The following is a 12,723-nucleotide window of genomic DNA, read 5'->3' on the forward strand; positions in this document are numbered from 1 at the left end:
CCTTATTTTTTAGTGAAGACCAGCATATTTGTAAGGTTCCTGCCTGGCGTTATAAAGGTCTTTCCGTTGCAGCTAAGATAGGTGGATGCGCCGCCGTCAACATTTATGGCGCTTGTGCAGCCCAGGGACTTCATAATATTGCCCATGCTCTGCTGGCTGCCGCTGGCGTAGGCTATGACCGCCTTGCCGTCCGCCTTCACGCCTAGGAGCATATGGGTCCCGCTGCCAAGCACATGGTCGTCGTAGTTGCCCTCAGAGGCGTAGTTTGTGAAGATTGCGCCCTTTTTCAGCACGGTGGGGCCGCAGGAGATAAGTGTCTGGACATCCTGGACTGTGGAGCCCACATACTCAAAGGTACGCTTCAGCTTGTCACCGGCCTTGGCCAGGGTGAAAAACCTGTCGGGCCAGGGGTCACGGGCCATCCTTGTGAACAGCACATAGCCGCCCTTGGGCACCGGCACGTCGGAAGCCGAGGTATAAACCTTCGTGATAGTGTTGCTACTGTCAACGGCAAAGGCGTATGCCACCTTGCCGCTGACCTTTGAGGCAAACTCGCTGGTATACACCATGCGGGAGCCGTCGTTGTTCCCCACAGTCGTGTTCAGTCCCACGCTCTCAATGGCCTTGGTACCGGAGTCAACCCGGTCTATCTTCTGGTTTATATTCATCCACTGAATACTGGCCTTGCCGTTGGAATCAATTACGAAAGCGGCCTCGCGCTTTACGCCCGCGGTATCAGGCCTCATAATGCGCAGCACCTTGCCATTGCTCACAAAGGAGCCGTAGGTGGTATTTGCGCCGTTAAGGTGGTTGAACATCGCTCCGTTCACGGCGATATAGGCGTTCTGGCCGCTGAGGATGCTGCTGTAGGAGGCCGCCGAGTCGAGCCTGCCGTTAGCCAGGGCTATTTTCCCGTTAAAGAACTGGGGGTCGAACTCCACATATGTAGCGCCGTTTTTATACCCTGTTGTGGGGGCCACAAACTGCGGCTTCGGCTTCTCGGGAATCCTTGAGTCCTCCCAGGTCTCAAGCTCCAGCATATCGCAGATTATCCTGGAGGCCTGGTCCCTCTGCAGAAGGCCTGAAGGGTCAAAGGCGCCGGAGCCTGTGCCGTCGATGACGTTGCCGCTGGTGCAGGCGTCAAGGGCCTCCTTCTGTTCAGAGGACAGGCCGGCGGTGTCAGGGAACGTCAGGGGGTCCCTCACAGGGGTAAGTGGCACCACCTCGGGGTGTGCCTTGTGCATGGAATATACCAGCTCAACTGTCTCCATGCGGGTGATATCGTCCTTGGGCCTGAAGTTCTCGCCCGCCGGGATAATCCCCTCCTGGGCGGCCCAGTTTACAGACTTTGTGTACCACTGGCCCTGCTTGGAGTCCGGGCACAGCTCCATATCCTCATACTCCTTGAGCTCCTCGGGAGTCTTTGCCGAGAGAGACAGCATGGTGATAACGTCACAGCGCTTGAGCTTGCTGCCGGGGTTGAACTTGCCCTTGCCGTCGCCGTTGATAATCCCGGCCTCGGACACCGGATAGACATACTTTGCAAATCATTTCCCCCGGTACACATCGGAGAATTTCTGCCCCTTGGCAGCAGAGGCGCTCATAGCCGGCAGCACTGATACCAGCATTGCCACAGCCATGAGCAGGGAGAGAACACGCTTTTTCATAGCTTCTGACACTTCCTTCTTTGTAAACTCGGTGAGCTTTTAAACATTACCAGTATATCACCGGCCCGGGCATATTGCAACCTGTTTTTTCCACAAAAAAGAAGCGGGTCGCCCCGCCCCTTTCACTTTTCCCGGCGCTTCTTTTTCGGTATCGCCATGGAGGAGAGCTCCTGGTAGCTCTCCCACTCCTCCCCGTCCTTCGGGGTCTTGTACATCAGCCCGGTGCACTCATTGGCAGAGGCCACATTTGATATGTCCGGAAACTGCTCCCCCGCCGGCTCCTCGTGCTCCCTATAGTCTATCTTTCTCTTTGGCTTTTCCATAAAACAGCACCTCCCAAGGGCTATTATGCCCTTTGAAGGCGCTGATATTTACTCTGAAAGCAGCTGATTATATATGCTCTCCACCCTGCCGTCCTTCAGGTACACCCTCGGCACGCGCTTTGACAGGGCGCAGACCACCTCATAGCTGATGGTGTCCTCCCAGCCCGCCACCTCCCCGGCGGATATCTCCTCCCCGCCGTCCCGGCCTATGAGGGTCACCCGGTCGCCCATGCTCGCCTCCGGCAGCCCGGTCACGTCCGCCATGAGCTGGTCCATACATATGCGCCCCAGCACCGGGCAGCGCCTGCCCCTGATGAGCACCGCCGCACCGCCGGTCCCAAGGGCTCTGGGGTAGCCGTCGGCGTAGCCCACCGGCACTGTCGCCACCCGCATTTCCCGCTCTGCCGTAAATTTCCTGCCGTAGCTTATGGTCGCCCCGGGCTGCACTGTCTTCACATGGGACACCACCGAGCGCAGGGCCAGAACAGGCCTGAGCTCCGGCCTGGCCCTCAGCTTTGCCGAGGGATAGAGGCCGTAGAGCACCACCCCCGCCCGCACCATGTCCAGGTGTGAAAGGGGATAGTCAAACACCGCCGCCGAGTTGGCACAGTGCCTGAGCAGCGGCTGCCCGCCTTCAACCCCCGCCCGTACCAGGGCCTCAGAGAGCTCCTTAAAGCAGCCGAACTGCCGCATGGTAAAGGCGTCCCCCTCCTCTCCCTCGTCGGACACGGCGAAGTGGGAGAAGACCCCCTCGGGCAGAAGCCCCGGCAGGGAGCAGGCCTTTATTACCTCACCTATGGCCCCCTCGTCCCTGAAAATATCCTGGAAGTAAAATCCCAAGCGGCTCATGCCGGTGTCTATCTTCAAATGCACCTTCACCTTCACGCCCATTGCCGCCGCGCACAGGGAGAGCTTCTCCCCGTAGTCCATAGAGTACACGCACTGGGAGATATCCCCCTTCGCCAGCGCCCCGGCCTCCTCAGGCGGGGTGAAGCCCAGCACCAGCACAGGCCTTACTATCCCGCCCCGGCGCAACTGAAGGGCCTCCTCAAGATTCGATACGGCAAACCAGTCGGCCCCAAGGCTCTGGAGCTCAGCGGCTGTCCTCAATGCCCCATGGCCGTAGCAGTCGGCCTTTACAACACAGCAGACCATAGCCCTGGGGTCCGTGCTGCCGCGCACTATGCGGTAGTTATTCGCAAGGGCGTCCAGGTCTATCTCGGCCCAGGTGCGCCGGATTATCTCAGTCATAGAAACCTCCAGTCAGGAAAATTTATCCCCTCTCCCCCTATTGGCTTGCGTCCCGGGAGCTTTTCGGCTATACTTAATATATAATATTACGAAAGGCTGATTGATATGAAATGGCTAATCGCGTCCGACATACACGGCTCGGCCCCATACTGCCGCGCCCTGCTTGAGGCGTACAATAGGGAGGGGGCCGGCCGGCTTCTGCTCCTTGGGGACCTTTTGTACCACGGCCCCCGCAACGACCTGCCGGAGGGCTACGCGCCCAAGGAGGTCATCTCTATGCTCAGCGCCATGAAGGAGAAGATATTCTGCGTGCGGGGCAACTGTGAGGCCGAGGTGGACCAGATGGTCCTGCCCTTCCCGGTGCTGGGCGAATACTGCCTGATAGAGTCGGCGGACAGGCTCGTCTTCGCCACCCACGGTCATGTGTACAACACGGATAATCCCCCTGCCCTGTCCCCCGGGGACCTGCTGCTCCACGGGCACACCCATATACCCGCCAAGGTCAAAACTCCGGCCGGGTGGTGGTACTTAAACCCCGGCTCCGTGTCCATACCAAAGGAGGGGAGCGCACATAGCTATATGACCCTTGAAGGTGGCCTGTTCGCCTGGAAGTCCCTTGACGGCGTGGAGTACGACAGGCTGGAGCTTTAAGCCTCAGCCCCTGCCGAACTTCTCAAACTTCAGCGAGCGGGGGATAAACTTCTTGATTGCCTCCTGCATGTCCCCGTCCGGGTCGAAGACGACCAGGGTTTTCCCGGTCTTGCCGCTGTGCACTATCATGTACCAGGAATCCCGGTGGTCCGAAAACTGTGTGGCGAAAATCCTGTTGTCAAAGGACCGGGTCTTAAGCCTTGCCTCGGCCTCGGAGTATACCCCCAAATCCTCGCAGGAGCTGCACTCAAAGGAGGTCATGCGCTTCCTTGTGGCCCGGTTCATTATCTTGTCCACGGTGACAAAGCCGTTGGTCAGGCTGTATTCATACTCGAGCATCCGCATGGAGATAAGCTTATATCCCCCGAACACGGCCCCCGCCATCACAAGCAGGGAGAGCATGGGGAACATGAGTATCCCAACCCCCACCAGGAAGCCCGCGAAGCTGAGCACGATTATAGCCGCTATAATGCCCACGATTACCAGCAGGTCCACGGTCTCAAACTTTTTCTTTACCATACGTTCAACGAAGACGTCATTCATTTTGCTGTCCCTTTCAAAAAAATAGATTTTTAATAAATTTTACTGTTAAACTGTATTATAGACCAAAGGAAAGGGAAAGTCAATCAAGTACCCGCAGCTTCTTTACTTTTCACATTTTATGTGATAAAATGTACGCAAAAACACAAGGAGGCCTGTCCAATGAGCACCAAAGCTTTGCGGAACTTCCGCCCCGACCTGCACTACACCCCGAAATCCGGCTGGATAAACGACCCCAACGGCCTTGTCTATGCCGGAGGGAAATACCATCTCTTTGCCCAGTACGGCCCAGAGCCCCAGTGGGGGGATATCCACTGGTCCCACGCCGTAAGCAGCGACCTTATACACTGGCAGGACCTGCCCCTGGCCCTTGCCCCCGACAGCCTTGGTATGGTCTTCTCCGGCAGCGCGGTGTACGACAGCGGGAACACCTCGGGCCTGGGGGCCGGGGGCCGTGCCCCTATAGTTGCCATGTACACCTCCCACGGCGACCACGAGCAGCAGAGCCTTGCCGTGAGCCAGGACGGGGTCTCCTTCACAAAGTACCCCGGCAACCCGGTGATACCAAACAGGGAAAAGCCCGACTTCAGGGACCCGAAGGTGCTCAAAAATCCTAACGGCGGCTGGACCGTGGTGCTGGCTGCCGGGGACCACGTGGAGTTCTACGCCTCAAAGGACCTTATTAGCTGGCGGCAGACCGGCAGCTTCGGGCCCGGGGGCAACCTTTCAAAAGGGGTCTGGGAGTGCCCGGACCTGTTCCCCCTCACTCTCGGGGGCAGGGAGGTATGGGTGCTGATAGTGAGCATGGGGGCCTGCCCGGAGAACCTGGGCAGCCGCACCCAGTATTTCCTGGGGAATTTTGACGGCAGGACCTTCACATCAGACGGCAGCTTCACAAAGCCGGAGTTTATCGACAGCGGCTTCGACAACTACGCCGGAGTCACCTTCTTTGGCACAGAGGAGCGGATACTCGTAGGCTGGGCGGCAAACTGGGTCTATGCAAACAATCTGCCCACCGGGGATTTCTGCGGGCAGATGACCCTGCCCCGGGTCCTCTCCCTTGTAGACACCCCCCTCGGGGGACCGAGGCTTGCGGGCGCCCCTGTAAGCGATAGGCTGTTCGGGGAGCCGGTGCCTGTCTCGGGCAGTCTCCCAGGCGAGGTATATAAGCTCACCGTCTCAGGGGAGGGGGAGGCTGAGATATCCCTGTCAAACAGCCTGGGTGAAGCCTTCCTCTTTGGAGTAGACGGCACCGGGAATATCTACATAGACCGTAGCTGTTCCGGGGCAAGGGACTTTGACCCCGAGTTTGCAAAGCCCGAGTACGGCAGGATATCCGCTCCGCGCTTCTTTGACGGCCCCTGGACCCTGGAGCTCACCTTCGACCGCTCCATCTGCGAGCTATTCGGGGACAGGGGCACCCGGGCCTTTACCCAGCTTCTGTACCCCACAGAGCCCTATACCAGTATAGATATAAAGGGGAACGCCCGGGCTGGGATAAGCCTGATAAAATAATAAAAATATATTTTGAAAGGAAACTGATACTATGCCGGACATTATTACAACCGGAGAGCTTCTGATAGATTTCAGCCCGGTGAAGGCCCCGGGCGTGGAGAACGCCGTCTGCCCAAATCCCGGGGGAGCCCCCGGCAATGTTGCCGTACAGCTCTCAAGACTGGGAGCCTCGGCGGGGTTTATCGGCAAGGTGGGCGACGACAGCTTCGGGCACACCCTTAAAGACTGCCTTGAGGAAAACGGCGTGGACGTGGGCAATGTGGTGGTGGACAGGGACGTGCGCACCACCCTTGCCTTCGTGCACCTGAACAGCAAGGGCGACCGCAGCTTCACCTTCTACCGGGACCCCGGCGCCGACACCCAGCTTCGTGAAAATGAGGTTGACAAGTCCCTGATAAGCGGCTGCAAGCTCCTGCACTTCGGCTCCCTCTCCCTCACCACCGAGCCCAGCCGCACCACCACTCTGAACCTGGTAAAGGAGGCCCGGGGCCTTGGCAGGATGATATCCTACGACCCCAACTGGCGCCCCGCCCTCTGGAAGGACGCAGAGGAGGGCATAGCCGCCATGGGCATAGGCCTTGAGCTCTGCCATGTGCTGAAGATATCCGAGGAGGAGCTGTCCCTGCTCACCGGCACGGACAGTATTGCCGAGGGCACAAAGGCCCTGCACCAAAAGGGCGTTATACTGGCCCTGGTGACCCTGGGGCCCGACGGCTGCGTGTCCTCCCTGAAGGGCCAGCTCCGGCACCACCCCACCTATGATGTGAAGGTAGTGGACACCACCGGCTCAGGGGACAGCTTCTGGGGGGCGTTTTTATCCCAGCTCATCCAGAACGGCTACGACACCCCGGAGAAGCTGGAGTCCCTGGGTCAGGAGGAGCTTGCGGGCTTCTGCCGCTTCGCCAACGCCGCCGGGTCCATGTGCGCCTCAAAGCCAGGGGGTATCCCGGCTATTGCCGGGCGCGAGGACATACTGCGGTGCATGGAAGAAATGGACGTGCTGGAGACCGGCTTCAGGCTCATGTGAGTATAAACAAAATAGCAGGGCAGGCTGTTGCGCCTGTCCTGCTATTTTATTGTGTAAGCTAGTCCCATAGCCTCTTTTCAGATGTTCCCAGCCTGAGCATAAGGGCCGCGCCCAGGATAATGAAGCCCGCCATGCCTATGATTCCCGAGGGCTTTGGCCCTAAAAGGACGTTATACCCCGCCCCGCAGATAAGCAGCGGGGCCTCCCTCACGGCATTGACGGCGCCGTGGGCTATGCAGGCGGGCCATATGCTCCCCGAGCGCAGTGTAAGGTACGACATGAATATGCCCAGGACCGTGGCGAAGACCACCATCATAAGTATGCCCGACCAGGGGGCGCCGGGGTACTCCCCGGTATAGTTCAGCCCGAAGCAGACCAGCGGGGCGTGGGCTATGCCCCAGAGCACACCGTTTACAAACACTGCCCTTCTCTCCCCCAGCTCCTCAATGAGCAGCGGCAGGAGAAAGCCCCGCCAGCCCACCTCCTCCCCGAATGCCGCAATATGGTTCACCGCCACCAGCGGCGCTATAGCCGCCAGAAGAATCCCCCCGCCTATGGCCTGGGGCAGGGTCACCTCCGGCACCCCCGCCTCCACGCCGGAGAGCTCTAAGACCCCGGACATATACCCCATGGACAAATCCAAGTCCCCGGGGAACAGGACAAAATACAGCGCCGCCCCGGCTAAAGCCAGCGCCCCGGGCAGGAAAGCCGCCATAAGGTACTGCTTTTTTGCCCCGCGTATATTGGGCCGAAGGTACAGTCCTGACCTGTCCCGGGCCAGCGCCCTCACTATGAGCGCCGAAGCAGCCGGGAGGAACATGAACGCCACGGATATCCCCATCATCAGCGGGCCCAGGGGCTCCGCGTCCAGCAGGAACAGGGGCAGGGTGAAAATTATCACCAGGGCATACTCTACTCCCAGAAACGCCAGTATCTTACCTCTCCTGCCCATCCGGCTCCCCCCTGCTCATTACATGTCTGCACGCCGTGACCCTCCCGCATTTGGGGCACCTGAGCCAGCGGCGGGTGATAGTGTGCGGTGCCCAGAGATACGCCCTCCATGTGGGCTTGAAGGTCTCCCCGCAGGCTTTGCACTTGAAGTACCCCGCCTCCTTATCCATGGACATGGTGACGTAGAGCCCCGCCCCGAACTGAAGGCAGGCAAAGCCTATCACCAGCAGCTTCACCGGCAGGGACATCACCCCGGCATAAAACCCTACCAGCAGCACCAGGATTATCAGGGTCGCCGTGGTGCTGACTCCGGTGAACACCGAGAGGCGAATCTTCTTTACGTTCTCCTCCCGCTCCTTCATAAGTGACATGATATTTTCCTCCGCTTTTCTTTGGTAGTCGGCGGCGGAAAGCCTCTGCCCGGACAGGAGCTCGTTGACGTTTACCCCAAGCTCCCGGCAAAGGGGCATTAAAAGGGATATCTCAGGGAGCCCTGAGCCGCACTCCCACTTGCTCACCGTCTTGTCGCTTATCATCAGCTTCTCCCCAAGCTGCCGCTGTGTCAGGCCCAGCTCCTTTCTAAGCTGCTGGATAAACCTGCCGGTGCGCGCCTGGTCCAATGAGCCAATCTGAGGCCCTTCCATCTTCACCGCCTCCTTCACACAAAAGTATAGGGCAGGCCCTGAAAAAAGAAAACCCATGGGCCGTAGACCCGCGCAAAATCAGGGGTCTTCGGCCCGTAGAGTTCATATCATGCCCTCCAAAAGCCTTGAGAGCAGGGCGTTTGACACTAAAAATCCTTCGGGGGTAAAGGCGACTTTCCCCGGGCCCGCGGCTATAAGGGCCCCCGGCAGTGAGAGGGCCCTCTCCCGGACCCGGGAGAACATTTCGCCCCCCTCCCCTCCAAAGCGAAGGACACATTCCCTTTCAATAAGCCCCCTGGAGAGCCGCAGGTTCAGCATGGCAAACTCCCCCATACTCCCCCCGGGGCCGTCGTCTTCGGGGGCCTCCCCCCTGAGGTAGCCGTTAAGGTCCCGCTCCCAGTGGAAGCGCCGCCCCTTATAAAAGGAGTGGGCCGCCGGTCCCAGGCCCAGGTACTCCCCGCACTGCCAGTAGCAGAGGTTATGCCTGCTCTCATACCCCGGGCGGGAGAAATTGCTTATCTCATACTGGCTGTATCCCAGCCGGGACAGGCGCTCTACAGTCAGCAGGTACTGGTCGGCGGCGCTGTCGTCGTCGGGCAGCTGTAGCCCTTGGGAGGCAAAGGGAGTGCCCGGCTCTATTTTTAATATATAGGCCGAGATATGCTCCGGGGAAAGCCTTGCCGCAAAGTCTATGCTCCCCTGCAGGCTCTCAGGGCTGCTCCCGGGCAGGGCCAGCATAAGGTCAAGGGAGATATTCCCAAAGCCCGCGGCCCGCGCCAGCTCCACCGAGCGCTCCACATCCCCGGGCCCGTGCCGTCTTCCAAGCATACGGAGCTCGCCCTCATCTGCCGACTGCATGCCCATGGAGAGCCGGTTAAACCCGGCGCTTTTCAGCTCCCGGAAGAACCCCGCCTCCAGCCCGGCGGGGTTCAGCTCGCAGGTTATCTCCGCGCCCCCGGCCACAGGGAAGCTCCGGAGTACACTCTCCAGGAGCTCCCCAAGGCGCTTTGCTCCCAGTAAACCGGGCGTGCCGCCGCCGAAGTACACCGTGCCCACCTCGTAAGGACAGTCCCTGCCGTACTCAGCCATAAGCTCAAGGGTGCGCTTAATATAGCCGTCCACCGCCTCCTCCCCGGGGGTGACGGAGTAAAAGTCACAGTACGGGCATTTCCCCATGCAGAAGGGCACGTGTATATAGAGCCCTAACCCCATCATTCCTCCAGCTTGAGCACAGCCATAAACGCCTCCTGGGGCACCTCCACCGTACCCAGCTGGCGCATACGCTTCTTGCCCTCCTTCTGCTTCTCAAGGAGCTTCTTCTTGCGGGTTATATCCCCGCCGTAGCACTTTGCAAGCACGTCCTTGCGCATGGCCTTCACGGTCTCCCTTGCGATTATCTTCCCGCCTATACAGGCCTGTATGGGCACCTCAAATAGCTGGCGGGGTATATTCTCCTTCAGCTTCTCGGTCATCTTTCTGGCCCTGGGGTAGGCCTTGTCCGCATGGAGTATAAAGGAGAGCGCGTCCACAGTGTCTCCGTTTAAGAGTATGTCCAGCTTCACAAGCTTTGACTCCCTATAGCCCAAAAGCTCATAGTCAAAGCTGGCATAGCCCCTGGTGCGGGACTTTAATGCATCGAAGAAGTCATAGATTATCTCGTTTAAGGGCAGCTCATAGTGTATGTCCACCCGGTCGGTGTCAAGGTACTTCATGTCCATAAAGGTCCCCCGCCGCTCCTGGCAGAGCTCCATAATGCTCCCCACGTATTCCGCAGGGGAATATATATGGGCGTTGGTAATGGGCTCCTGGGCCCCGGCGATAGTGGCGGGGTCGGGGTAGTTTGTGGGGTTGTCTATAGTCAGCTCCTCGCCGTCGGTCTTCTTTATCTTATACACAACGCTTGGGGCGGTGGTGATAATGTCCAGGTTATACTCCCGCTCCAGCCTCTCCTGGATTATCTCCATATGCAGAAGCCCCAAAAAGCCGCACCTAAATCCGAAGCCCAGGGCCACGGAGGTCTCCGGCTCGAAGGTGAGGGAGGCGTCGTTGAGCTGCAGCTTCTCAAGGGCGTCCCTCAGGTCCGTATAGTGGGCGCCGTCGGCAGGGTATATTCCACAGTACACCATGGGCTGCACCGCCCGGTATCCCGGCAGGGGCTCCTCGGCAGGGCGCTCCGAGAGGGTCACCGTATCGCCCACCCTTGCCTGGCGCACGTCCTTTATGCTGGCGGCTATATAGCCCACCTCCCCGGCATACAGGGCCTCGGCGGGCTCAAGGGAGGTGGCCCTTAAAAAGCCGCACTCCACCACCTGGAACTCCCCGCCGGTAGCCATCATCCGTATGGTGTCCCCGGTCCTCACGGTGCCGTCCTTCAGGCGCACGTAGACTATTACTCCCCTGTACGGGTCGTAGTAGGAGTCGAAGATAAGGGCCTTTAGTGGGGCCCCCTCGTCCCCCTGGGGAGGCGGTATGTCCTTTACCACCCGCTCCATGACCTCGTCTATATTTATGCCGTTCTTTGCGGATATTCTTGGAGCGTCCATAGCCGGTATCCCTATAACGTCCTCTATCTCCTGGCAGACCCTCTCGGGGTCCGCGCTGATAAGGTCTATCTTATTCACCACCGGCACTATCTCAAGCCCCGCGTCCACCGCAAGGTATGTGTTGGCTAAGGTCTGCGCCTCTATCCCCTGGGAGGAGTCCACCACCAGCACCGCCCCCTCGCAGGCCGCAAGGGACCTTGAGACCTCGTAGTTAAAGTCCACGTGCCCGGGGGTATCAATCAGGTTAAAGACATAGTCCAAGCCGTCCTTTGCGGTATACACCAGGGTGACGGCGTGGGCCTTGATTGTAATGCCCCGCTCCCGCTCCAGGTCCATATTATCCAGCAGCTGGTCCTCCATCTCCCGAAGGGGGACCGCGCTGGTCTGCTCCAGAATCCTGTCCGCAAGGGTGCTCTTGCCGTGGTCTATATGGGCCACTATGCTGAAGTTCCTTATCCTGCTCTTGTCCATTATCTATACTCTCCTTCTATATCTTTAGCTGAGAAACAGCCTTATCCTCCGGTTAAAGTCCCCTGCCTCCTCATAGGCGGCGTGGCCCAGGCCCTCGTACATGTGCAGCTCGCAGCAGAGGGCCTCTGCTATCTCCTCTGAGGCCTCCCCAGTGAGCACCCTGTCCTCCCTGCCCCCCAGCACCAGGGCTGGGCATTTTATCCTGTGGAGCTCAGGGTAGGAATTACACTCCAGGCAGGCCTTGGCAAGGTTTATAAAGCGCCTTATATCCTGCTGTCCGGGCCTACCCAGCCTTGAGGCCGCCGGGAACAGCCAGCCGTACCTTTTGATATAGGCGGGGGAGTACATCCTTTTCAGCATGTCCCCCACAAGCGCGCCGTAGTCCCCGGCACCGGCCATTTTTATCCAGGTGTTTATGCTCTCCTCCATCACCGGGTTTACCCTTGAGGCCGTGACCCCCAGGGCCAGCCTGTGCACAAGCTCCGGATGGTATATGGCAAGGTACTGGGCCGTCATGCCCCCCTGGGACACCCCGAACACATCGGCCCCAAAAATGCCCAGCCTCTCCATCACATAGGCAGTATCCTCCGCTGTGTCCCTTATAGTGTACCCCTCCGGCACCTGGTCCTTCTTGTCTATCACATAGACCCTATGGCTCCTGCCGAACTCCCTGTACATAAGCCGGAGCCCCAGGGCCGCCCCCTTCACCCTCTGAAGGCTGAGCCCGGGGAGCATGACCAGGGGCCTGCTGCCGGAGCCGAAGCTCACACAGTATATGGACGTGCCGTCCTTTTGGATAGCCTGGACCATTGCGGGCCTCCTTAGCAGTGGTTCTATCTATATTCTATTATATAATTATATATAAAATTATATATATAAAATTTATTTGTTATATTTTCAGCCCCCTCACACGGCAGAACCCCCGGGAGCCTTTTTATTATAACCCCTTCCCCTTTGCCTGTCAACCGCGCCCCATAAGGGAAAAACGCAAAATCCTCACGTTTTCCTTGCAAATCTGCCTGGAGTTTGGTAAAATACTGGTATGTTATAGTAAACGCACTTAAAAATCGGTATATGCCGATTTTTAAGCTGGGCAGCAAAGCTGCCCAGTTCAAAAGAGGTGAAATACCTCTTTTGAAC

At 58.6% G+C, this 12,723-nt stretch carries 13 protein-coding genes and 1 pseudogene; 3 read left to right on the plus strand and 11 right to left on the minus strand.

The features are described 5' to 3' along the window. Window positions 1-2: 2 nt before the first annotated feature. From D5270_RS13670 to alr, 4 genes and pseudogenes are all read right to left on the minus strand, one after another. Window positions 3-1,442, minus strand: a complete 1,440-nt coding sequence (locus D5270_RS13670; RefSeq protein ID WP_330587534.1) for a phosphodiester glycosidase family protein — start codon at window positions 1,440-1,442, stop codon at window positions 3-5. 27 nt (window positions 1,443-1,469) lie between these two features. After that, a pseudogene (locus D5270_RS17065) lies at window positions 1,470-1,532 on the minus strand (hypothetical protein); the annotation flags it as partial. Between the two features lie 257 nt (window positions 1,533-1,789). Continuing rightward, entirely contained in the window at window positions 1,790-1,990 is a 201-nt protein-coding gene (locus D5270_RS13675) for a hypothetical protein (protein ID WP_161473012.1), read from the minus strand. Between the two features lie 48 nt (window positions 1,991-2,038). Next, a complete protein-coding gene (alr, locus tag D5270_RS13680) occupies window positions 2,039-3,241 on the minus strand; it encodes an alanine racemase (protein ID WP_166544621.1) in 1,203 nt (400 codons plus the stop codon). A 105-nt stretch (window positions 3,242-3,346) separates the two neighbouring features. Between alr and yfcE the strand changes: the two genes are divergently transcribed. Then, entirely contained in the window at window positions 3,347-3,892 is a 546-nt protein-coding gene (gene yfcE, locus D5270_RS13685; RefSeq protein WP_166544622.1) for a phosphodiesterase, read from the plus strand. A 3-nt stretch (window positions 3,893-3,895) separates the two neighbouring features. Here yfcE and D5270_RS13690 read toward each other — a convergent pair whose 3' ends face one another. Beyond that, the gene (locus D5270_RS13690) at window positions 3,896-4,411 is read right to left on the minus strand and encodes a DUF6106 family protein (RefSeq protein WP_166544623.1); all 516 of its coding nucleotides are present in this window, start codon (window positions 4,409-4,411) and stop codon (window positions 3,896-3,898) included. Between the two features lie 183 nt (window positions 4,412-4,594). Between D5270_RS13690 and D5270_RS13695 the strand changes: the two genes are divergently transcribed. Both D5270_RS13695 and D5270_RS13700 read left to right on the plus strand, forming a co-directional pair. Beyond that, on the plus strand, window positions 4,595-5,947 hold the full coding sequence (locus D5270_RS13695; RefSeq protein ID WP_166544624.1) for a glycoside hydrolase family 32 protein: 1,353 nt from the start codon (window positions 4,595-4,597) through the stop codon (window positions 5,945-5,947). Between the two features lie 31 nt (window positions 5,948-5,978). After that, window positions 5,979-6,974 (plus strand): carbohydrate kinase family protein, encoded by a 996-nt coding sequence (locus D5270_RS13700; protein ID WP_166544625.1) that lies wholly within the window; start codon window positions 5,979-5,981, stop codon window positions 6,972-6,974. A gap of 58 nt (window positions 6,975-7,032) precedes the next feature. Here the strand turns inward: D5270_RS13700 and D5270_RS13705 are convergent, their stop codons facing one another. The 6 genes from D5270_RS13705 to D5270_RS13730 form a co-directional block, all read right to left on the minus strand. Beyond that, window positions 7,033-7,926 (minus strand): CPBP family intramembrane glutamic endopeptidase, encoded by an 894-nt coding sequence (locus D5270_RS13705; RefSeq protein ID WP_166544626.1) that lies wholly within the window; start codon window positions 7,924-7,926, stop codon window positions 7,033-7,035. Further along, complete coding sequence (locus tag D5270_RS13710; RefSeq protein WP_166544627.1) at window positions 7,910-8,569, minus strand: helix-turn-helix domain-containing protein; 660 nt, start codon at window positions 8,567-8,569, stop codon at window positions 7,910-7,912. Before D5270_RS13710 ends, D5270_RS13705 begins: the two co-directional genes overlap by 17 nt. Window positions 8,570-8,671: 102 nt before the next feature. Then, entirely contained in the window at window positions 8,672-9,784 is a 1,113-nt protein-coding gene (gene hemW, locus D5270_RS13715; protein ID WP_166544628.1) for a radical SAM family heme chaperone HemW, read from the minus strand. Next, complete coding sequence (gene lepA / locus D5270_RS13720) at window positions 9,781-11,583, minus strand: translation elongation factor 4 (RefSeq protein ID WP_166544629.1); 1,803 nt, start codon at window positions 11,581-11,583, stop codon at window positions 9,781-9,783. The genes hemW and lepA overlap by 4 nt, the downstream gene beginning before the upstream one ends. A 24-nt stretch (window positions 11,584-11,607) precedes the next feature. Beyond that, entirely contained in the window at window positions 11,608-12,393 is a 786-nt protein-coding gene (locus tag D5270_RS13725; RefSeq protein ID WP_166544630.1) for an alpha/beta fold hydrolase, read from the minus strand. A gap of 23 nt (window positions 12,394-12,416) precedes the next feature. Continuing rightward, window positions 12,417-12,698 (minus strand): hypothetical protein, encoded by a 282-nt coding sequence (locus tag D5270_RS13730; RefSeq protein ID WP_166544631.1) that lies wholly within the window; start codon window positions 12,696-12,698, stop codon window positions 12,417-12,419. Between the last annotated feature and the right edge of the window lie 25 nt (window positions 12,699-12,723).

The organism is Acutalibacter sp. 1XD8-36 (assembly GCF_009917525.1).
GTDB lineage: Bacteria > Bacillota > Clostridia > Oscillospirales > Acutalibacteraceae > Acutalibacter.